Genomic DNA, 20,913 nt, shown 5'->3' on the forward strand with positions numbered 1-20,913 from the left:
GATCGCGCCTCAAATCCTTTAAAATCAATGATTTGATTATATCCATACATGAAAGCTTCACAATCATTTCTCGCCACGCTTAAAGAAGCCCCTTCAGACGCTGAGGTGGTATCGCACAAACTCATGGTGCGCGCCGGTTTAATTCGTAAGCTCAGTGCAGGCATTTACAACTATTTACCCTTGGGTTTGAAGTCTATTCGCAAGGTTGAAAATATTATTCGCGAAGAAATGAATCGCGCTGGTGCTATTGAGTTGCTCATGCCAATGATTCAACCTGCAGAGTTATGGCAAGAGACCGGTCGCTGGGAAAAGATGGGCCCAGAATTGCTACGCATCAAAGATCGCCATGATCGCGATTTTTTAATTCAGCCAACCTCTGAAGAGGTGGTGACAGATTTAGCGCGAAACGAAATTAAGAGTTACAAACAACTCCCGGTGAATTTTTATCAAATTCAGACGAAGTTCCGCGACGAGCGCCGCCCACGTTTTGGAATTATGCGTGGACGCGAGTTCAGTATGAAAGATGCTTACTCCTTTGATCGTGATGCTGAGGGTCTGAAGAAGTCCTATCAAATCATGTTTGATGCTTACACACGTATTTTTAAACGTATGGGTTTGAATTTCCGTGCAGTCACAGCAGATAACGGCGCTATTGGTGGATCGGGCAGTCAAGAGTTTCATGTAATCGCCGATACCGGTGAAGATGCCATTGTGTATTGCCCGAATTCGGATTACGCCGCCAATCTTGAGGCTGCTGAATCGGTCTCATTGATTGGTACACGTGGTGCTGCAGCTCATGCACTATCTAAAGTTGCGACACCAAATCAAACAAACTGTGCAGAGGTTGCCAAGTTTTTAAACTTACCATTAGAGCAAACTGTGAAGTCCTTGCTATTTGCTGCCGATCAAGCAAAAGGTCCAGTAAAATTATTTATGGTGCTAGTGCGTGGTGACCACGAGCTTAATGAAATCAAGGCGAGCAAGATTCCTGGTATGACAGAGTCACGCTTTGCCAGTGAAGCTGAGATCAAGCAAGCCTGTAACGCACCAGCTGGCTATTTAGGTCCAGTTGGAGTTACTGCTGATGTAACCGTAGTCGCAGATCGTACCGTTGCCAATATGGCTGACTTTGTATGCGGCGCTAATGATATTGGGCATCACTTAACCGGTGTGAACTGGGGCCGTGATTTGCAAGAGCCTTTGGTGATGGATTTGCGTAATGCTGTGGCGGGAGATCCTTCGCCTGATGGCAAAGGGGTTGTCGATATTTGCCGCGGCATCGAAGTAGGTCATGTATTCCAATTGGGTACGCGTTACTCTGAGGCGATGGGCTGTACTTACCTAGATCAGCAAGGCAAAGCACAGCCGATGGTGATGGGTTGTTATGGCATTGGTGTAACTCGCTTATTAGGCGCTGCAATTGAGCAGGGCAATGATGAGCGTGGAATCATTTGGCCGATTTCGATGGCGCCATTTGAAGTAGTGATCTGCCCAATGGGCTACGACAAGTCAGAGGCAGTGAAAGCTGCTGCCGATCAATTACATGATGAATTAATTACTGCTGGAGTAGATGTAGTACTCGACGACCGTGGCGAAAGACCAGGCGCGATGTTTGCTGATTGGGAGCTTATTGGCGTTCCGTTCCGTGTCGTGATTGGTGATCGCGGTCTTGCAGATGCTCAAGTGGAATTGAAGGGACGTACTGATGCTGAATCAGAAAATATTCCACTGGCAGAAATTAAAGCAAAAGTGATTGCTGCAGTTGCTGCAGCTAAGAAACTCGTTTCTTAAATCAAACAGTTTTAACTATTATTTTTTAAAGAGTCCGCCAATACCTTTGGCGGCTCCTTTAGCTGCCATGGATGCCATAGTGCGCGCCATCTTGCCGCCCTTAAACTGCTTCATCATGGTTTGCATTTGCTCAAACTGTGCCAGCAGGCGATTCACTTCTTGAACCTCAACGCCTGCACCAGCTGCTATACGACGTTTTCGAGTTGCTTTTAGTAATTCAGGTTTTGCACGCTCTTTTGGTGTCATGCTATCAATAATACCGCGCATGCGTTTGGTTTGTTTGTCGGCAGCACTCAAATTTGTTTTGGAGGCTGCTTGTGCCATATGACTTGGTAGCTTATCCATCAAGCTGGCCATCCCGCCCATTTGTTGCATTTGTGCAAGTTGATCTCGGAAGTCACCTAGATCAAATCCGCCTTTAGAAATCTTGCTCGCTAGCTTTTCTGCTTTGGCAACGTCGACGTTTTGTTGGGCTTGCTCAACTAAAGCAAGAATATCGCCCATGCCCAAAATACGGCTTGCCATTCTCTCGGCATCAAATGCTTCGAGGCCATCCATTTTTTCGGCAACACCAATGAACTTGAGTGGTACTCCAGTGACCTGACGCACTGAAAGCGCTGCACCACCGCGTGAATCACCATCTAACTTGGTAAGAATGACACCGGTAAGTGGAAGTGCTTCATGGAAAGCTTTAGCGGTATTAACAGCATCTTGACCTAGCATGGCATCAACAACAAACAGTGTTTCAATTGGATTGAGGTTGGCATGCAAGGCTTTGATTTCTTGCATGAGCGCTTCATCAATGCCGAGACGACCCGCCGTATCTACTAGCAGCACATCAAAGTAATGGCGGCGTGCCCAATCTAGAGCGGCAGCAGCAATTTCACTCGGCTTTTGATTGATGTTGCTTGGGAAAAATTCAGCACCAACTTGTTTGCTGACAGTTTCTAGCTGCTCGATGGCTGCAGGACGATAGACGTCACAAGAGACGGTGAGGACTTTCTTTTTCTTCTTTTCTTGCAAAAACTTGGCCAACTTACCAACCGAGGTAGTTTTTCCTGCGCCCTGTAAGCCGGCCATCAGAATTACTGCTGGTGGTTGGGTTGCTAGATTCAGTTCGCCACTTTGGGTAGCGTCACCACGCATGACTTGAGCCAGTTCACGCTGAACAACACCAACCAGCGCTTGCCCTGGGCTGAGGCTTCCAACCACTTCCTCTCCGAGGGCTTTAAATTTAATTTGTTCTAGTAAGGATTTAACTACTGGAAGCGCAACATCGGCCTCTAATAAGGCCAGGCGGATCTCCCGGAGCATTTCTGCGGTGTTCGCCTCAGTGAGGCGAGCTTGCCCCCGCATTGTTTTAACAACACGAGATAGGCGATCGGTGAGATTCTCAAGCATTTATCGATTAGACTTTCTAGATGGATATTTTAGGTTACTCAAGCTTGGACTGGCTCCCTTCTGCACTTTATTTGCTCCTTTTGGTCTTTTTGGGTTCGCAGCCCAAGGGAAAGATTGAATCTCCGGCTTTTACAGGCTTGGTTCAGGCATTGATCCTATTGATTTTGTTGGTGCATGGATTTGAGCTGCACAACTCGGTCTTCACACCCGAGGGATTTGTATTTGGTTTTGCTCAGGATCTTTCACTAATTGCTTGGGTGGGCCTCGCGTTTTACTGGTTTCAGTCGTGGTTTCTACCGATTTCCAGTTTGCGCTGGCTTGTCTTATGTTTTGCTCTGGTTTGCTCTGTAATGCCAGTGATGTTTTCCGGCACCTTGATTTCTCCAAAGGCGGTATCTGATCCTTGGTTTAAGGGGCACTTTATTGTTGCTACTATTTCAGTTGGATTATTGAGTTTGGCAGCGATGCATGCCATGTTAATGAGTGTTCAGGATCGCGCGTTACACCGTCAGCTTGCCATCATCCCTAATAGCCGCATCTCTCACTGGTTAGAAGATTTGCCGCCACTGATGGCAATGGAAAGTCTCCTGTTTAACTTACTCTATGTGGGTGTTGCACTGTTAAGTTTGACAGTATTTTCTGGACTCCTCTTCTCGCAAACGCTATTTGGTAAGCCACTTGTTTTCGACCACAAAACTATTTTTGCGTTGATCTCCTGGATCTTATTTTCTGGCCTTCTAATAGCCCGTTGGCGTGTTGGTTTACGTGGGCGCGTCGCTGTTCGTTGGGTCTTGAGCGCTTATGCCGCCTTGCTTCTGGCCTATGTTGGCAGTCGATTTGTGTTGGAAGTGATTCTTCAGAGAGTATGACGTTTTGATTAAGTGGCTTCTATTCATTGCTGGCGCAGGTGCTTTATACCTTTGGATAAAAGGGAAAAAACAAACAAAGCTCAATACAGATGAGGCCGCCAAGATAAAAGCCGAGCGAAGCAAAGTGGTTGAGCCGGAGGTGATTGTCCAATGCCACCATTGCTCTGTGCATCTTCCAAGGCCTGAAGCGATCATGCAGGAGGCGCGCTTCTATTGTTCGCAAGAGCATCTCGATAGCTTGGACGCCCAAGGCTGGCTTGGTTCGGCTGCTTGGCATATGTCACCCAACCAAGATATGCGACCGGAGGGCCTTGTACCGGACCTAATGGTGATCCATCACATCAGCCTTCCACCCGGTGGATTCGTCGATAACAATTCCACCCAATTTATCGTAGATTTTTTTCAAAATAAGCTGGATTCTTCCTTACATCCCTATTTTGAAGAAATTGCCGATCAAAAGGTATCCAGCCATTTTTTGATTTCTCGCCGTGGCGAGGTCTTTCAGTTCGTATCCACCCATAACAAAGCCTGGCACGCCGGCGCCTCATCTTTTTTGGGGCGAGAAAAGTGCAATGATTTTTCGATTGGTATCGAGCTAGAGGGGGATGGCGATCATCCCTTTGAAGATATTCAGTACTCCGCCTTGGCTAAATTAAGCTCCCAAATACAATCCGTTTACCTCAATCTTCAATTTGCTGGGCACAGCGATATTGCCCCGGGTAGAAAAGCTGACCCAGGCAAGCAGTTTGATTGGAAGAAGTTTCAGGGTAAAAACAACATTCCTGTCGAAAAATTACCCTTTGGTTTAAATACGCGTTAGGCCTCTAAACTAGTATGTGAGCACACGCTCACTTTCTTGCCCTTTGACTAAAAGGGCCACAAAAACTGCACCAAAATAAGCCCTAATTTCTAGAGAATATAGGGAAAAATACTTATAAATATCCGTGAGAAATGACTTACTAATTTCTAAATATTTCCCTATACTTAGTGATAAATGCTCTTCGAGACACTAGATGTAGTGTTTTAGTACAGCAATACCTTATTGTTTTTAATGATTTTTTGTCCAAATAACTATATATAAGCAGGAAAAATATGACATACGCCAACCCTCAGGCAGCGGGACAGACTGCCGGCACAAATAATCCAGGGATAAGTTCGTCCGAATCGATGAATCAATCCCCATCTGCTAGCTTTGTTGCTGGTGGCGTGGGAGGTGGCCAAGCTACCCAATTATCCGATTACAAAATCATTCGCCGAAATGGTTCAGTGGTGGCGTTTGAGCCATCCAAAATCGCCATTGCGGTTACAAAAGCATTTTTAGCAGTTAATGGCGGTCAAGGCGCTGCTTCTGCACGTGTACGTGAGCAGGTTGAGCAGCTCACCCACGCAGTAGTTCGTGCTTTATTGCGTAGTCGGCCAAATGGCGGTACTTTCCATATCGAGGATATTCAAGATCAAGTGGAGTTGGCGTTGATGCGGAGTGGTGAGCACAACGTTGCTCGTGCATATGTTCTTTATCGTGAAAAGCGCAATCAAGAACGTGCTGCACAGCAGACCACTGCACAAGAAACTGAATCATCCCTTCAAGCTAATGAGCCAGGTTTGAAGGTATTAGACAACGGTGTTGAGAAGTTTTTGGATATGGCGGCCTTGCGCACCATTATCGAGGCTGCCTGTGAAGGCCTTGGCAATAATATTGATGCAAGCCCAATCATTACTGAAACTATCAAAAATTTGTACGATGGCGTACCAATGGCTCAGGTGTATGACTCCGCAATTTTGGCATCACGCACGTTGATTGAAAAAGATCCCGCATATAGTCAAGTAACTGCCCGTATCTTGATGCACGTGATTCGTAAGGAAATCCTCGGTCGCGAAGTATTGCAAGGCGATATGCAAGCAGAGTACGGCAGCTATTTTGCCAAGTACATCAATGAAGGTATTACTGCTGAGCTCTTAGACCCACGTATGCGTGATTTTGATTTACCAAGATTGGCTGCTGCTTTGAATGCAAGTCGTGACTTGCAATTCAACTACCTCGGTTTGCAAACTTTGTATGACCGTTATTTCTTGCACATTGAAGATCGCCGTATTGAAATGCCACAGGCATTCTTCATGCGCGTTGCAATGGGCTTGTCTTTGAATGAGTTAGATCGTGAGCGTCGTGCAATCGAGTTCTATGAAATCCTTTCTACATTTGATTTCATGTCCAGTACGCCAACCTTGTTTAACTCAGCGACTACACGTCCTCAGTTATCCAGCTGCTACTTGACAACGGTGGATGATGATCTTGAGGGTATCTACGAAGCTTTGAAGGAGAATGCTCTCCTGTCAAAGTTTGCTGGCGGTTTGGGTAATGACTGGACAAACGTACGTGCTTTGGGAAGCCATATCAAAGGCACTAACGGAAAGTCACAGGGTGTTGTTCCATTCTTAAAAGTGGTGAACGACACAGCGGTTGCGGTGAATCAAGGTGGTAAGCGTAAGGGTGCGGTTTGCGCCTACTTAGAGACGTGGCACTTAGATATTGAAGAGTTCCTCGAGTTGCGTAAGAACACTGGTGATGATCGTCGCCGTACGCATGATATGAATACCTCAAACTGGATCCCTGACTTGTTCATGAAGCGCGTGATGGAAGGTGGTGATTGGACATTATTCTCGCCTTCAAATACACCTGATCTGCATGACAAATTCGGTAAGGCCTTTGAAGAAGCTTATGTCGCTTACGAGAAAAAAGTAGATGCTGGTGAATTGAAACCATTCCGTCGCATTCCTGCGCAGCAATTGTGGCGCAAGATGTTGGGCATGTTGTTTGAAACTGGTCACCCATGGATCACATTTAAAGATCCTTGCAATATTCGTAGCCCACAACAACATATTGGTGTAGTGCACTCTTCTAACTTGTGTACTGAGATCACTCTGAACACAAACGAGAGCGAGATTGCAGTTTGCAACTTGGGTTCTGTGAACTTGACAGCGCACATGACTACTGATGCATCCGGCAAGATGATTTTGGATCACGAGAAACTCCAAAAAACTATCCGCACTGCAATGCGTATGTTGGACAACGTGATTGACATTAACTACTACGCTGTTGCAAAAGCGCGCAACTCCAACTTGAAGCACCGTCCAGTGGGTATGGGCATCATGGGCTTCCAAGATTGTCTGCACATGCAACGGATTCCTTACGCTAGCGATGAGGCAGTGAAGTTTGCTGATTCTTCAATGGAAGCAGTTTGCTACTACGCCTATCAAGCATCCAATGAGTTGGCTGAAGAGCGTGGCGTTTACAGTACCTACAAAGGTTCATTATGGGATCGTGGCATTCTTCCTCAAGACTCGGTGGCATTGTTGGCTGCAGAGAGAGGCGGATACCTTGAGGTGGATAGTTCCTCCACTATGAATTGGGATGGCTTACGTGCCCGCATTAAGCAGCACGGTATGCGCAACTCAAACTGCGTTGCGATCGCACCGACTGCAACAATTTCCAATATCATCGGTGTATCAGCCTGTATCGAGCCGACATTCCAGAACTTGTTCGTAAAATCTAACCTCTCAGGTGAGTTCACCGTAGTAAACGAGTACTTGGTTCGTGATTTAAAAGATCGCGGCCTTTGGGATGAAGTCATGATTGCGGATTTGAAGTATTTTGACGGTACCTTATCCAAGATTGATCGTGTTCCACAAGATTTGCGTGATTTATATGCCACCGCATTTGAAGTGGAGCCAAGCTGGCTGGTTGAGGCCGCCTCTCGTCGTCAGAAGTGGATTGACCAGGCACAGTCACTCAACATTTACATGGGTGGCGCATCTGGTAAGAAATTGGATGACACGTACAAATTGGCATGGTTGCGTGGTTTAAAGACCACCTATTACCTCCGCACAATGGCTGCAACGCACGTGGAGAAGTCTACGGTTGCGAGTGGTCAGTTAAATGCGGTATCTAGTGGCGGTGGTGTGAATGGTACTGATGCAGCAGCAGCGCAAGAGTTAGATGGCCCTGCTTGCACAATGCGCCCTGGTGATGCTGGATTTGAGGAATGTGAAGCATGTCAGTAAGCTTTTTGCTAACTGATATAGAAAAATAAGAATTAGGAGAAGCTTATGTTGAATTGGGAAGAAGAAGTAGCCCCTGCGGTGGCTAAAGTTGGCTTAGCACCACAACCGGTATTTGCGGAGCCACAACGCCCACAAGCAGACCAGGTTGCGATTGTTGCTCCGCAGAATGTGGAGTCCGCACCTGTGCAAGCCGCTGCATTGACTGGTGGCGCAGCTTTGCGTGTTAACGCTGCTGATAAGCGCGTGATTAATGCCAAGACTGACGTGAATCAGTTGGTTCCATTTAAATATAAGTGGGCTTGGGAGAAATACCTAGCTGGTTGCGCAAACCATTGGATGCCACAAGAGATCAACATGAACCGCGATATCGCGCTTTGGAAAGATCCTAATGGCTTGACTGAAGATGAGCGTCGCATCATTAAACGTAATCTTGGTTTCTTCACAACAGCGGATTCTTTAGCGGCAAACAACATTGTTTTGGGTACTTATCGCCATATTACTGCTCCAGAATGCCGTCAATATTTATTGCGTCAGGCTTTTGAAGAGGCGATTCATACTCACGCCTATCAATATATTGTGGAATCTTTGGGCTTAGACCAGAGCGAAATCTTCAATGCGTATAACGAAATTGAGTCTATTCGCGCTAAGGATCAGTTCTTAATTCCCTTTATTGATGTGTTGACTGACCCTAATTTCAAAACCGGGACATTAGAAACTGATCAAATGTTACTCAAATCATTGATCGTTTTTGCCTGCGTAATGGAAGGATTATTCTTTTATGTTGGTTTTACGCAAATACTTGCAATGGGTCGCCAAAACAAAATGACGGGTGCTGCTGAGCAGTATCAATACATCCTTCGTGATGAGTCTATGCACTGCAATTTTGGTATTGATTTAATTAATCAAATCAAGCTGGAGAACCCGCAGTTATGGACTTCTGCGTTCAAAGATGAGATCAAATCTATCTTCGAAAAAGCAGTGGAATTAGAGTACCGTTATGCAGAGGATACGATGCCTCGTGGAGTGCTCGGATTGAACGCGCCGATGTTCAAAGGTTACCTAAGATACATCTGTAATCGCAGATGTTTGCAAATAGGACTTGACGCGATGTTCCCAAATGAAGAGAATCCATTCCCATGGATGTCAGAAATGATTGATCTGAAAAAAGAGAGAAACTTTTTTGAGACACGCGTTATTGAGTATCAAACTGGCGGTGCGCTAAGTTGGGAATAATCAGTTAATTAAAAAGCGCATGGCCGGCTAAATAGGAGATTAGACGGTTGGATAGTTTTAAAAGTCAGCAGAACCAGACTCAAATCCGAAAACCCTTGTTCAAGGGTGCCTGGTCTACTCTCTCTATTTTTTCTAGCAAATTTAAGAAGCCGTTACCCTTTGGGGTCACGGCTTTTTTTCCAAGATTCATTAGCGTGCAGCACTTAGCATCAAGCCGCGCGCCGATGAATGGCTCGCTCGTCGGCTCCAAGCGGTTGCAAAACCAGGCGGAAATGAATGGTCGGGTCTTCTTAATCGGTAGTTTGTACTAATCTTCACGTGAAGGAGCATTACTATGGCAATCGCCAAGAAGAAAGTTGCTGCAAAGAAACCAGCTGCAAAGAAAAAAGTAGCTGCTAAGAAGCCTGCTGCTAAAAAAGCTGCTGCTAAGAAGCCTGCTGCTAAGAAGAAGCCTGCCGCTAAAAAGCGTCCTGCTGCTAAAAAAGCTGCTGCTAAGAAGCCTGCTGCTAAGAAGAAGCCTGCCGCTAAAAAGCGTCCTGCTGCTAAAAAAGCTGCTGCTAAGAAGCCTGCCGCTAAAAAGCGTCCTGCTGCTAAGAAGCGTGTAGCTGCAAAAAAAAAGTAAGTAAGCCTGCTGCGAAGAAAGCGGGCAAAGCTGTAAAAAAGCCCGTGGCTAAAAAAGCTGCAGCTTCAACTACGTTGAATCCAGCCGCTGCTTGGCCCTTCCCAACTGGCACACGTCCATAAGCTCTGCTTGTAGGCGGGTGAAGTTCAAAGGGATCTCTCACGAGATCCCTTTTTTATTGCTACTTCAGGTAATTATTGGCTTTAGAGGGCAAATCCAAATGCAGATTTGAATTGAGCGGCGATGTCATCTTTGCTCATTTGGTGATTTTGTGGTCCCTGGTGGGTAATTTTGATCGAGCCCATCAAGCTGGCCAAGCGGCCAGTAGTTTCCCAATCCATGCCATTTTCTAATCCAAACAGCAATCCACCACGGAAAGCATCACCGCAACCAGTTGGATCAACTACTTTAGCTGCTGGTACCGGCGGAATCGCAATGCATTTACCCTCAAAGTAAATATCCGCACCTTCAGCACCCTTGGTGACAATCAAAGCTTTTACTCTTTCAGCTACTTTTGCTAGGCTTAAACCGGTTCTTTGGGAGAGCATTTCACCTTCATAGTCATTTACGGCGAGATAGCTTGCAATATCTATCAACTCAAGGAGCTCTGGACCACTAAACATCGGCAAACCTTGGCCCGGATCAAATACAAAAGGAATTCCTGTTTCAGCTAGCTGATGACAGTGTTCCCACATTCCTTGACGACCATCTGGAGCAACGATTCCAAATTTGGCGGCACCCTTAGCATTCTTGCTGCGTTCCGTAATCACTGCGGAAACTTGGTTGAGATGAGATTCACCCATTGCGCCCGGATGAAAAGCGGTAATTTGATTATTGGCTTGATCGGTAGTGATCATTGCTTGAGCAGTAAATGCCTGTTCAATCTGACGAATGTGCGTTGCATCAATCTTTAGTTGTTTGAGGCGATCAAGATAGGGGGCTGCATCACCGCCTACAGTTGCCATGATGATGGGGTCGCCCCCAAGAAGGCTCAGGTTGTAAGCAATATTGCCTGCGCATCCACCGAATTCACGACGCATTGTAGGAACGAGGAAGGCGACATTGAGGATATGAATCTGCTCTGGCAGGATTTGATCGGCAAATTTGCCTTCAAAGTTCATGATGGTGTCGTAAGCGATTGAACCGCAGATCAAGCTAGCCATAAATAATTACTTTCTAATAAAAATCAATTGAAATGAGTATGAGATAAGACGTGCGGGCTATTTTTCAGGGTAAAAAATTCTGACACGATAGCCTGCAGCATTTTGCGGTAGAGAAATCGGCAATGCAGAAGAAAAGATCTCACCGGAAGGGGCGCCTTGACGTAAAAAATCAGGATGCGAATCTTGCCAAGCAGTCGGCAACCATTCTTGCGGAGTAAATCGAATCGTTTTGATTTCAGACTCCTCTGCGTCGGTAAGAGAAATTTCTAAATTCGGGAATAAAACAGGTAGTGCAAGACGATTTTGTATTTCAACTTGCAGCACAGATTGATTTGAGGCGTTTTTAAGGCCCTCTCGCGCGTTTTCAGCTGAAAGGGTGACAGAAGTTATTTTCCAGGCAGCAAAATCGCTTACAGAGCGATTTATACACCCTAGTGCGCGACACAATTGTTCATCCAACTTTTGCAAAAGAGAAAAACTCGTTGTTGCAATCGCAGAAGAGCTGCCATCAACACGTGTTGCTAATGTTGGTAGTAAAGAATTTCTAGAAAGGTGCTCTCCAACAATGATGAGTAAAAGGAAAAAAAGGCTGAGAAGGATTAACTTAAGACTTTTTTTTTGAGTCGGAGTTGAAGTAACTCTATTTTTGTCAACTGAACTTGCTTTAGCACCCTGCTCTGGAAGTGTGCCGTGCAAACAGACCCAACCTTCACTCTCTTTCCAAATAGATAGGGTTAACCATTGACTGTAAGTTGCAATGACTTCCTCTGCCTGACGAGCAAGAACGCCTGAGAGAACAATTTTTCCACCAGGGCGCATCTTGTTTACCAAGGCAGGCGCTAGAACTTGTAGCGGATTGGCCAAAATATTAGCCATCACGATGTCGTATTTAGTTTCAGATGCAAGTTCTGGTGCATTTTCGTTGGGCAGGACAAATCGAATGACTGTCTTGTTGATTTCTGCATTGCTGCGTGCTGCAACCATCGCTTGCGGATCAATATCAGTGCCAACTACGGGTTTGTATCCCAATTTCGCAGCGGCAATGGCCAGAATTCCAGATCCGCAACCGTAATCAAGCAAGCTTTGATTCGCAAGCATGGTGTTTTGTTCAAGCCAAAGTAAGCAAAGGTGCGTAGTGGGGTGACTGCCAGTGCCAAATGCCAAGCCTGGGTCGACCGCCAAACAAATTGCGTTAGGGTCGGTAGGGGCTTCATGCCAAGAAGGCACTACCCAAATACGCTCACCAATCTGAATTGGAGCAAATTGACTTTGGGTTAGGCGAACCCAATCCTGCTCTTCAACAATCTTTTCTTGGGGGGCTGGGAGATGAAATCCCGCTTCCTGGAGGGATGCGAGAAGCTCGGAGATGAAGTTTGCTGCATCAGAATCATCCATCTCTGGATTGAAAAGTGCAGTTACAGAAGATCGATCCCAAGCTTGAACTTCTGGTGAGAGTCCTGGCTCGCCATAGAGTGGATTTTCATCGTAAGCACCTGCGGCATCATCCTCAACAGTGACCGAGAGTGCACCCACTTCCAGCAAAGCGTCACCTAAAGGCTCTGCAATCTCTGCTGGAACCGTGAAAATGAGTTCACGATAGGACATGCTTACTCCAGATTGACATCAGCTGACCTGCAACTTAGGGCTTACCGCGACTAGCGGCTTGCTCTTCGAGGCGATGCTCCAAATAGTGAATGCTAGTTCCGCCTTCGATGAAGTTCGGATCGAGCATGAGTTCACGGTGCAGTGGCACATTAGTTGTAATGCCATCGATGACCATTTCGGAAAGCGCAATCTGCATACGTCGTATCGCTTGCTCGCGAGTATTACCGTAAGCAATCAACTTACCAATCATGGAGTCGTAGTTGGATGGCACCACATAACCGCTATAGGCATGTGAGTCGACACGAATACCGGGACCACCTGGCATATGGAATGAACCAATTTTCCCTGGGCTTGGTGTGAACTTAAACGGATCTTCTGCATTCAGACGGCATTCGATGGCATGACCACGGAAAATGATGTCTTTTTGACGATAGCTGAGTTTTAAGCCAGCGGCGATGCGAATTTGTTCTTGAACAATATCAACGCCCGTAATCATTTCGGTGACTGGATGCTCTACTTGAACGCGGGTGTTCATCTCAATGAAGAAGAATTCGCCATCTTCATACAAGAACTCGAAAGTTCCAGCACCACGGTAACCAATTTTTCTACAAGCTTCAGCGCAGCGTTCACCAATTTTGGCGATAGCACGACGATCAATGCCGGGTGCTGGAGCTTCTTCAATTACTTTTTGGTGACGACGTTGCATGGAGCAATCACGCTCACCTAACCAAATGGCATTGCCATGGGTATCAGCCAAGATCTGTATCTCAACGTGGCGAGGCTTTTCTAAAAACTTCTCCATATAGACTTCAGGATTACCAAAAGCACGACCTGCTTCTTCTTTGGTCATGTTGACCGCATTGAGAAGAGCAGCTTCGGTATGGACAACACGCATACCACGTCCACCACCACCACCGGCAGCCTTAATAATGACTGGATAGCCAACGCGTTTTGCAGTGGCAATAATTTCTTTTGGGTCGCTTGGTAAGGCACCTTCCGATCCAGGAACACAAGGAACACCTGCTTTGATCATGGCGCGCTTCGCTGATACCTTATCGCCCATCAAGCGAATTGAAGCTGCCGTAGGCCCAATGAATGAAAAGCCAGACTTCTCAACACGTTCAGCAAAGTCGGCGTTCTCAGAGAGAAAACCGTAGCCAGGGTGAATCGCTTCGGCATCCGTTACTTCCGCCGCTGAAATGATGGCAGGCATATTGAGATAGCTCAGAGGTGATGGTGCAGGTCCAATGCAGACTGCTTCATCTGCAAGCTTCACATATTTAGCTTCTTTATCTGCGGTTGAGTAGACCACCACAGTTTTAATTCCCAACTCGCGACATGCGCGTTGGATGCGGAGAGCAATTTCTCCGCGATTGGCAATCAGAATCTTATCGAACATGTCGGCTCTGAGTTAAATAACGGTGGATTGGAATAGATCTAAGGGAGATCTATTAAGCGATGATGAACAGCGGTTGATCAAATTCAACGCCTTGACCGTTTTCACACAGAATTTGCTTAATAACGCCTGCTTGCTCAGACTCAATTTCATTGAGAAGTTTCATCGCTTCAATAATGCACAGCGTTTGACCCACTTTGACGGTATCGCCAACTTTCACGAAATCCGGAGACTCGGGGTTTGGGGCGCGATAGAAGGTACCCACCATTGGTGAGCGAGCAACAAAACCAGTTTCAGCGGGCGCTTCCTCAATAGTTGGTATAGCCACAGGAGCTGCTTGCATAGCTTGAGCGGGCGCTGGATTGGCGTAAACCACTTGACCTGCAGGAGCTGAAGAGCCAGCATTCACAATGCGAACACGATCTTCGCCTTCATTGACTTCTAACTCAGAAATTCCTGATTCAGAAACAAGGTCGATTAGGGTTTTTAGTTTTCTTAGGTCCATGGAAAGGCTTCCTCTCGGGTAATTCTGAATAAATCTTTATTTTTGCAAACGGGCGATAGCTGCTTGTAGTGCTAATTCATAACCAATGGCCCCCAAACCGCAGATAACGCCGGTAGCAATATCAGACAGGTAGGAGTGTTTGCGGAACTCCTCACGCTGGTGAATATTTGAAAGGTGTATTTCCGTAAACGGGATGGCAACCCCAGCCAGTGCATCACGCAAGGCAACGCTGGTATGGGTAAAAGCACCTGGATTGATGATGATGAAATCCACCCCATCTTGTTTGGCCTTTTGAACTCGGTCAATCAGCTCGCCTTCATGGTTACTTTGGAAGGTAGATAAATCAACTGAGTGGGATTTGGCGATCGCACCTAGCTTTGTATGAATATCTTCCATGGTAGTTTTGCCGTAAACCTCTGGCTCACGGGTTCCGAGCAGATTGAGGTTGGGACCTTGGATAACGAGAATTGAAGTATTTTTCGACATAGATCGATATTTTTAGAGGCAGTTAGGTTTTATTGCGGAGATAAAGCTTTTCTCTGAAAACTGCTTATTTAATGATGAATCTTCTTCATCTTGCACTTAAAGTATACCCCCGGAGTGCTGTCCCAAGCCTGAAAATGACACAATCAACTGGCTATTTTTTACGATTTGAAGTGTAAATATTGCAATATTCAGCTCAGATATTGCTAATATTGACCTCAATAATGATTGCAAAGATCCTTTAAAGATCCCTATAAAGCTGATTTAATTGCACTTCTGAGCTCTTCTTCGCTTATCTTTCCTAATTTGCTGCTAGTAGACTTACCTTGGGTATTAATGATGACGGTGTAAGGAAGTGCGCCTTGAGCATTCCCCATCTGCTTCGAGATATTGCTGCCCTCAAGTCCGCCGATCACAATTGGGTAGGAAACAGGGGTCATTTCTAGGAATTGACGAATATTAGAGGGTGAATCGATACCGATGCCGACAAATAAGACATTTTGACTCTTGAACTCTGCTTGTAATTTGTCCAAAGTGGGCATTTCTTCAACGCAGGGAGGGCACCAGGATGCCCAGAAGTTCACCACGAGCACTTTTCCGCGCCATTGTTCGGTATCAACTGATTTTCCATCGGGTGTTCGCCATGGATTGGCGAAAAAGGCTTTGATAGCCGGGTCGCTTGCCAGGCTTGTTTTGTAAATCCATTGCGAAGTTAAGACCCCGGCAACGAGCGCTGCAAGACCAATTGCGATGATGCTGATCCACTGTCTTCGGTTCATTGCTACTCCTTAGCTAAAATTCCCCAATGCATATTCATATCTTGGGCATTTGCGGTACTTTCATGGGCGGCATTGCCGCAATCGCTCGGCAGGCCGGACACCGTGTAACTGGCTGTGACGCCAACGTATATCCACCAATGAGTACTCAGCTTGAAGCGCAGGGCATTGAGCTCATTGAGGGATTCTCGCCGGATCAATTATTACAGTTTGAGACGATGCCTGATTTATTTGTCATCGGTAATGTTGTTTCTCGTGGCAATCCACTGATGGAGGCAATTCTCAATCAAGGACTTCCTTACACCTCTGGTCCACAGTGGCTGGGTGAGCAAGTGCTTTTTGATAGACATGTTTTGGCTGTTGCCGGAACGCACGGCAAAACAACCACCTCCGCCATGCTGGCCTGGATCTTAGAGTTCAATCATTACAAGCCCGGTTATTTGATTGGTGGAGTGCCATTGAATTTCACGGTATCGGCCCGCTTAGGCGAGGGTAAATATTTCGTGATCGAAGCTGATGAATACGACACGGCATTTTTTGATAAGCGCAGCAAGTTTGTTCACTATCGCCCGCGTACTGCTTTGTTAAATAATCTGGAGTTTGATCATGCTGATATTTTTGCGGATCTTGCTGCAATTGAAACGCAGTTTCATCATTTGGTCCGCACGGTACCGAGTAATGGTCTTGTTGTAGTTAATGGCGAAGAGCCTGCTTTAGAGAGAGTCATATCAAGAGGTGCTTGGGCACCCGTTGAAAAGTTTGGCCAAGATAAACACAATGCCTGGTCTTTGATTTCTCAAGTGGCCGATGGTTTTATTGTTTTGCAAGATGGTAAAGAGGTCGCCACAGTGACCTGGGCACCAGACTCGGGAGTCATGGGCCGTCACAATCAGCTCAATGCATTAGCGGCTATTGCCTCCGCAAATCATATTGGCATTACACCAGCCGATGCCGCACGCGCTTTAGCTGAGTTTAAGAATGTGAAACGTCGTTTAGAAACTATTGGCGTCGCCAATGAGGTGACGGTCTATGATGATTTTGCGCACCACCCTACAGCAATTATTACTACGCTAGATGGCTTACGTCGCCGCGTGGGGCAGGCTCGCATTTTGGCAGTCTTGGAGCCTCGTTCTAATACGATGAAGCTCGGCGTCATGAAAGCCCAGTTACCTAATAGCCTGGAGGCGGCCGATAAAATTTTTGCTTACGGCGCTAGCAGTGGTAAAGATTCTTTGGGCTGGGACTTAAATGAAGTCTTAGCCCCATTAAATACAAAAAGTGAAAATCGTGCTGCAGCCTTTGATGATCTATCTACTTTGGTTAAGGCTGTTGCAAATGAAGCAAGGTCTGGCGATCATATTTTAGTGATGAGTAATGGCGGTTTTGGTGGGGTGCACCAAAAAATATTGACTGCAATACAAGAGAAAGCAAAGTAATGAGTATGAGACTGAAAGATAAAGTAGCCATCATTACTGGTGCTGCTAAAGGCATTGGCTTTGCAACTGCAAAACGCTTTGCGCAAGAAGGCGCGAAGGTCATGATTGCGGATGCCAATCCCGAGGCAGTTAAAGCTGCTATAGATCTTATTCCGGGCTCAGAAGCCTATGTCATGAACGTGACTGATCGTGCGAGCATTGAAGCTGCTGTTGATCAAGTTATGCAACGTCACGGACGCATTGATATCCTAATTAATAATGCCGGTATCACACAAGATGCACGCTTAGTCAAAATGACCGAAGCGCAATTTGATACGGTGATTGATGTTAATCTGAAGGGTGTCTTCAATTGCACGCAGTTGGTCATTCCACACATGCTGGAGGCTGGTAAGGGCGCTGTCGTCAACGCCTCTAGTGTTGTCGGCATTTATGGAAACTTTGGTCAGACTAACTATTCAGCTACGAAGTTTGGAGTCATTGGCTTCACTAAAACCTGGGCGCGTGAATTAGGGCCAAAAGGTATTCGGGTAAATGCAGTATGCCCGGGATTTATTGCTACTGAGATGGTCAAAGCTATGCCAGAAAATATCCTGAAAGATATTGAGAGGCGGAGTTGGCTCGGTCGTTTGGGTACTCCAGAGGAAATGGCTAACGTGTATTTATTCTTAGCGAGTGATGAGGCTAGCTATGTGAATGGCGTTGCACTTGAGGCCAGCGGCGGGATCTCGCTCTAGCAATGCATCTTTTATATGAAGAGGGTGGCGACATCAAGGTCGCCACAGTCCAGTCTGCCTCGGGCGCTGGAGATGCCCAATCTTGGCAAGCAACTAGTCTGTCTGGGAAAAAGATCAAGTTAAAGGCTAAAGAAGTCTGGCTCCGTTTTGAAAAGCTAGATCCACAAGTCTTGATGGATGAGGCAAATACTTTATCTAAAGAGATTGATCTGCAGTTTTTATGGGACTGCGCACCTGATGAAGAGTTTGGCTTATTGGATGTTGCTCATGAGTACTTTGGTGCACAAGCCAGCATTTCTCAGCAGACGGCTCTGGCTATTACCTTGCAAGGTGCGCCAGTATTTTTCCGTCGCAAAGGACGGGGACGTTTTCAGAGGGCGCCGCTAGAGCAACTGCAAGCTGGTTTGGCTGCGCTTGAGCGCAAGCAAAAAGAATTAGAGCAGCAGATTGCATGGCAGCAAGAGCTGGTGGCTGGCGTGTTTCCAGAAACACTGAAGTCTCAGGCAAATCAACTTTTGTTTTCTCCAGATAAAAATACCTCTGCCTATAAAGCATTGATTGCAGCGTGTTCCGAGTCAGGAGAGTCACCTGCGCAGTTAATGATCCGCTGTGGTGCGATTGATTCACCTTTGCAATATCACCAAGGGATGTTCTTGAAAGCGCATTTCCCTCAGGGCGCTGCACATGACCCAAGTTTGGCGGTGGATCAAACTACCTTAGATGCTGCTATTTCAGAATTGCCCCTGGCTGAAGTAAGCGCATTTTCGATTGATGATTCAGGCACTACTGAAATTGATGATGCTTTATCAGTCACTGTACTCGAGGGTGGCGGACATCGTATCGGTATTCATATTGCGGCACCTGGTTTGGTGATTGCTAAGGATGATGCTTTAGATAAGGTCGCGCGTACTCGCATGTCTACCGTGTATTTCCCTGGCGACAAGATTACGATGTTGCCCGACACTGTGATTTCGCAGTTTTCATTAGATGAAGGCGCTGCTCGCCCGGCCTTATCAATCTACGTTGATATCGATTCGACCGGAGTGCTAGATAAAGACTCCTTGCAGTTGCGCGCCGAGATGGTTCCGATGGGGGCAAATCTTCGCCTGGAGAATTTAGAGCATCTGGTAACAGAAGAAAGTTTGGTTGATGAATCGGCTGACTATGCTTATCGTCAAGAGCTCAGTGTGTTGTGGGCCGCAGCAAAGTTGTTGCATGCAGGGCGCCAGGAGCAGCGTGTAGTGAATGGTTTGCGTCCTGAGCAATTAGGGGTCTTAGATCCCAATGCCTTAGCGAGAGACTTTCATTTTCAAATTAAAGAAGTTGGTGGTGCGCAACGGGTAGACATTACACCTCGTCAACGCGGCTCCATCCTCGATACCATCGTTGCTGAGTGGATGATTTATTGTAATAGTGCCTCAGGACGCTTGTTAGCAGATCATGGGATACCTGGTTTGTTCCGAACTCAAAAGGGCTGGGGTCCCTTACGCACGCGCATGCAGACAACTCCCGGTCCACATGAAGGATTGGGTTTGGAGTATTACGCCTGGTGTACTTCACCTTTGCGCCGTTACTCAGATTTAGTAAATCAGTGGCAGTTAATTGCTATAGCAAAGCATGGCATTACCGCCAAGATGGTGGCACCGTTTCCTCCACGAGATGCAGCCTTGATGGGTATTGCGGCTGACTTTGAAGCTTGCTATTCAGCCTACGGTGAATACCAAGATCGCCTTGAGAAATATTGGTGCTTACGCTGGTCTACTCAAGACGAAGTTCCAAAGCAAGTTTTTGTGAGGCATCTCAAGGAAGGCATGTCCCGAGTAGAGCTGGTCCCATTACATCTTCCAGTTCCCGAATTGGCGACTCATCCACGCATGACTCGAGCTGAAGTCAGTATTGCTGACGTAGACCTCTTGCAACTCACTGCTGGGGTTCGGGTTCTTCACATCGAAACTCCAGAGGTTCCTGAGAGTGATGCAAGTCCCACCTAAACTGACTCAGCTAGTAGGGCGCTTAGATAGTGGTTGGCGCCGCCACCCATTTCGCTATGCCCTAGGCCTCTCGATTTTGGCCCACCTTATTTTTCTATCCTTCCGCTGGGGCATGGGAGAAATAGAGAGTCGCCGTTTAAATACACCACTCAGCGTTGTCTTAGTGAATGCCAGTAATCAAGTAGCACCCAAGCAGGCTAATAAATTAGCGCAAGCCGATTTGCATGGAGGCGGCAATACTCCCAATCAAGATGCTAGTGCGCTCCATCGGGCAAGACTCGGCGCAGATGCCCGTCTTGAGGTTTTGGAGAAGCAGCAAAAGCAAATGCTGGCCAAGCTTGAAGCAGATCGAGCGCTCTCGGGTGGTCGTAAAAGTGGTGATGAGAAAAAAGCGACATCCCAGCTGAATTCTTTGGAGGCTGAGCTAGATAAGCGTCTACAGGTCAATGGTCGCGAGCCTCGTCGTAAGGTTTTGACTGGAGCTAGCACTAAGGCGGTTGTCTTTGCTCAGTATTACGATGCTATGCGCCAAAAGATAGAGGCTTATGGCAGCGCATTTTTCCCGCGGGCTAACGGTCGCCCCTTGTATGGCAGTTTGGTTATTGTCGTTAGTGTGGATGCCCAAGGACGCATTGCCAATAATGCTCAGGGTAAGGATGGCTTAAGTATTGGACGTAGCTCTGGCAATCCTGAATTAGATCGCCAAGCCTTAGCGATTGTTCGTGCTTCTGCTCCCTTTGGAGCTTTCCCCGCAGAAATGCGTAACCAGATTGATATCCTAGATTGGGTGTCCACTTTTGATTTCACGCGGGATGCATCTGATCGCTTAGATTTGCGTCCTTGAGTAGA

Annotated in this window: 17 protein-coding genes and 1 pseudogene; 10 read left to right on the forward strand and 8 right to left on the reverse strand. The window is 46.6% G+C overall.

What is annotated here, in order from left to right; translation table 11 throughout:
* The first annotated feature begins 48 nt into the window (after positions 1-48).
* Entirely contained in the window at positions 49-1,791 is a 1,743-nt protein-coding gene (locus FD977_RS01045) for a proline--tRNA ligase (RefSeq protein WP_215305747.1), read from the forward strand.
* Between the two features lie 18 nt (positions 1,792-1,809).
* Here the strand turns inward: FD977_RS01045 and ffh are convergent, their stop codons facing one another.
* Positions 1,810-3,192, reverse strand: a complete 1,383-nt coding sequence (ffh, locus tag FD977_RS01050) for a signal recognition particle protein (protein WP_215305748.1) — start codon at positions 3,190-3,192, stop codon at positions 1,810-1,812.
* A 20-nt stretch (positions 3,193-3,212) separates the two neighbouring features.
* Between ffh and FD977_RS01055 the strand changes: the two genes are divergently transcribed.
* The 5 genes from FD977_RS01055 (at position 3,213) to FD977_RS01075 (ending at position 9,975) form a co-directional block, all read left to right on the forward strand.
* Positions 3,213-4,061 (forward strand): inner membrane protein YpjD, encoded by an 849-nt coding sequence (locus FD977_RS01055; RefSeq protein ID WP_215305749.1) that lies wholly within the window; start codon positions 3,213-3,215, stop codon positions 4,059-4,061.
* Positions 4,062-4,065: 4 nt separating this feature from the next.
* Positions 4,066-4,881 carry a 1,6-anhydro-N-acetylmuramyl-L-alanine amidase AmpD gene (ampD, locus tag FD977_RS01060; protein WP_256442653.1) on the forward strand — a complete coding sequence of 272 codons (816 nt, stop codon included), beginning with the start codon at positions 4,066-4,068 and terminating at the stop codon, positions 4,879-4,881.
* A 272-nt stretch (positions 4,882-5,153) separates the two neighbouring features.
* Positions 5,154-8,120 carry a ribonucleoside-diphosphate reductase subunit alpha gene (locus tag FD977_RS01065; RefSeq protein ID WP_215305750.1) on the forward strand — a complete coding sequence of 989 codons (2,967 nt, stop codon included), beginning with the start codon at positions 5,154-5,156 and terminating at the stop codon, positions 8,118-8,120.
* A gap of 45 nt (positions 8,121-8,165) precedes the next feature.
* Entirely contained in the window at positions 8,166-9,353 is a 1,188-nt protein-coding gene (locus FD977_RS01070; RefSeq protein WP_215305751.1) for a ribonucleotide-diphosphate reductase subunit beta, read from the forward strand.
* A gap of 334 nt (positions 9,354-9,687) precedes the next feature.
* Positions 9,688-9,975, forward strand: a complete 288-nt coding sequence (locus tag FD977_RS01075; protein ID WP_370624461.1) for a hypothetical protein — start codon at positions 9,688-9,690, stop codon at positions 9,973-9,975.
* 203 nt (positions 9,976-10,178) lie between these two features.
* Here the strand turns inward: FD977_RS01075 and FD977_RS01080 are convergent, their stop codons facing one another.
* From FD977_RS01080 to FD977_RS01105, 7 genes and pseudogenes are all read right to left on the reverse strand, one after another.
* On the reverse strand, positions 10,179-11,138 hold the full coding sequence (locus tag FD977_RS01080) for a carbohydrate kinase family protein (protein WP_215305752.1): 960 nt from the start codon (positions 11,136-11,138) through the stop codon (positions 10,179-10,181).
* A gap of 57 nt (positions 11,139-11,195) precedes the next feature.
* On the reverse strand, positions 11,196-11,834 hold the full coding sequence (locus tag FD977_RS10780; protein ID WP_251369562.1) for a DUF3426 domain-containing protein: 639 nt from the start codon (positions 11,832-11,834) through the stop codon (positions 11,196-11,198).
* Positions 11,814-12,743 (reverse strand): annotated as a pseudogene (gene prmA / locus FD977_RS10785) (50S ribosomal protein L11 methyltransferase); the annotation flags it as partial. The gene FD977_RS10780 and the pseudogene prmA, both read right to left, overlap by 21 nt.
* Positions 12,744-12,777: 34 nt before the next feature.
* Positions 12,778-14,142, reverse strand: a complete 1,365-nt coding sequence (gene accC / locus FD977_RS01090; protein WP_215305754.1) for an acetyl-CoA carboxylase biotin carboxylase subunit — start codon at positions 14,140-14,142, stop codon at positions 12,778-12,780.
* 52 nt (positions 14,143-14,194) lie between these two features.
* On the reverse strand, positions 14,195-14,644 hold the full coding sequence (gene accB / locus FD977_RS01095) for an acetyl-CoA carboxylase biotin carboxyl carrier protein (RefSeq protein WP_215305755.1): 450 nt from the start codon (positions 14,642-14,644) through the stop codon (positions 14,195-14,197).
* A 36-nt stretch (positions 14,645-14,680) separates the two neighbouring features.
* The gene (gene aroQ, locus FD977_RS01100) at positions 14,681-15,130 is read right to left on the reverse strand and encodes a type II 3-dehydroquinate dehydratase (protein WP_215305756.1); all 450 of its coding nucleotides are present in this window, start codon (positions 15,128-15,130) and stop codon (positions 14,681-14,683) included.
* 248 nt (positions 15,131-15,378) lie between these two features.
* On the reverse strand, positions 15,379-15,906 hold the full coding sequence (locus tag FD977_RS01105; RefSeq protein WP_215305757.1) for a TlpA disulfide reductase family protein: 528 nt from the start codon (positions 15,904-15,906) through the stop codon (positions 15,379-15,381).
* 26 nt (positions 15,907-15,932) lie between these two features.
* Here FD977_RS01105 and mpl point away from each other — a divergent pair, with 26 nt between their 5' ends.
* Genes mpl through FD977_RS01125 form a run of 4 tightly spaced genes read left to right on the forward strand, consistent with a single transcriptional unit; the run spans position 15,933 to position 20,908 of the window.
* Positions 15,933-17,339, forward strand: a complete 1,407-nt coding sequence (gene mpl / locus FD977_RS01110) for a UDP-N-acetylmuramate:L-alanyl-gamma-D-glutamyl-meso-diaminopimelate ligase (RefSeq protein WP_215305758.1) — start codon at positions 15,933-15,935, stop codon at positions 17,337-17,339.
* Between the two features lie 5 nt (positions 17,340-17,344).
* A complete protein-coding gene (fabG, locus tag FD977_RS01115) occupies positions 17,345-18,073 on the forward strand; it encodes a 3-oxoacyl-ACP reductase FabG (protein ID WP_215306993.1) in 729 nt (242 codons plus the stop codon).
* 2 nt (positions 18,074-18,075) lie between these two features.
* Positions 18,076-20,064, forward strand: coding sequence for a ribonuclease catalytic domain-containing protein (locus FD977_RS01120; RefSeq protein WP_215305759.1), 1,989 nt, complete (start codon positions 18,076-18,078; stop codon positions 20,062-20,064).
* Positions 20,048-20,908 carry an energy transducer TonB gene (locus FD977_RS01125; RefSeq protein ID WP_215305760.1) on the forward strand — a complete coding sequence of 287 codons (861 nt, stop codon included), beginning with the start codon at positions 20,048-20,050 and terminating at the stop codon, positions 20,906-20,908. Before FD977_RS01120 ends, FD977_RS01125 begins: the two co-directional genes overlap by 17 nt.
* The last annotated feature ends 5 nt before the right edge of the window (positions 20,909-20,913 follow it).

It is taken from the genome of Polynucleobacter sp. AP-Elch-400A-B2, from assembly GCF_018688355.1.
In the GTDB taxonomy this organism is placed as follows: Bacteria; Pseudomonadota; Gammaproteobacteria; order Burkholderiales; family Burkholderiaceae; genus Polynucleobacter.

What these genes read in the sequence shown, in the direction of transcription:
- FD977_RS01045 (WP_215305747.1), top strand. Translation starts at nt 49, where the DNA reads ATGAAAGCTTCACAATCATTTCTCGCCACGCTTAAAGAAGCCCCTTCA.
- accB (WP_215305755.1), bottom strand. Translation starts at nt 14,644, where the DNA reads ATGGACCTAAGAAAACTAAAAACCCTAATCGACCTTGTTTCTGAATCA.
- FD977_RS01125 (WP_215305760.1), top strand. Translation starts at nt 20,048, where the DNA reads ATGCAAGTCCCACCTAAACTGACTCAGCTAGTAGGGCGCTTAGATAGT.
- accC (WP_215305754.1), bottom strand. Translation starts at nt 14,142, where the DNA reads ATGTTCGATAAGATTCTGATTGCCAATCGCGGAGAAATTGCTCTCCGC.
- FD977_RS01105 (WP_215305757.1), bottom strand. Translation starts at nt 15,906, where the DNA reads ATGAACCGAAGACAGTGGATCAGCATCATCGCAATTGGTCTTGCAGCG.
- fabG (WP_215306993.1), top strand. Translation starts at nt 17,345, where the DNA reads ATGAGACTGAAAGATAAAGTAGCCATCATTACTGGTGCTGCTAAAGGC.
- FD977_RS01080 (WP_215305752.1), bottom strand. Translation starts at nt 11,138, where the DNA reads ATGGCTAGCTTGATCTGCGGTTCAATCGCTTACGACACCATCATGAAC.
- FD977_RS01075 (WP_370624461.1), top strand. Translation starts at nt 9,688, where the DNA reads ATGGCAATCGCCAAGAAGAAAGTTGCTGCAAAGAAACCAGCTGCAAAG.
- ffh (WP_215305748.1), bottom strand. Translation starts at nt 3,192, where the DNA reads ATGCTTGAGAATCTCACCGATCGCCTATCTCGTGTTGTTAAAACAATG.
- FD977_RS01120 (WP_215305759.1), top strand. Translation starts at nt 18,076, where the DNA reads ATGCATCTTTTATATGAAGAGGGTGGCGACATCAAGGTCGCCACAGTC.
- mpl (WP_215305758.1), top strand. Translation starts at nt 15,933, where the DNA reads ATGCATATTCATATCTTGGGCATTTGCGGTACTTTCATGGGCGGCATT.
- FD977_RS01065 (WP_215305750.1), top strand. Translation starts at nt 5,154, where the DNA reads ATGACATACGCCAACCCTCAGGCAGCGGGACAGACTGCCGGCACAAAT.
- FD977_RS01070 (WP_215305751.1), top strand. Translation starts at nt 8,166, where the DNA reads ATGTTGAATTGGGAAGAAGAAGTAGCCCCTGCGGTGGCTAAAGTTGGC.
- FD977_RS01055 (WP_215305749.1), top strand. Translation starts at nt 3,213, where the DNA reads ATGGATATTTTAGGTTACTCAAGCTTGGACTGGCTCCCTTCTGCACTT.
- aroQ (WP_215305756.1), bottom strand. Translation starts at nt 15,130, where the DNA reads ATGTCGAAAAATACTTCAATTCTCGTTATCCAAGGTCCCAACCTCAAT.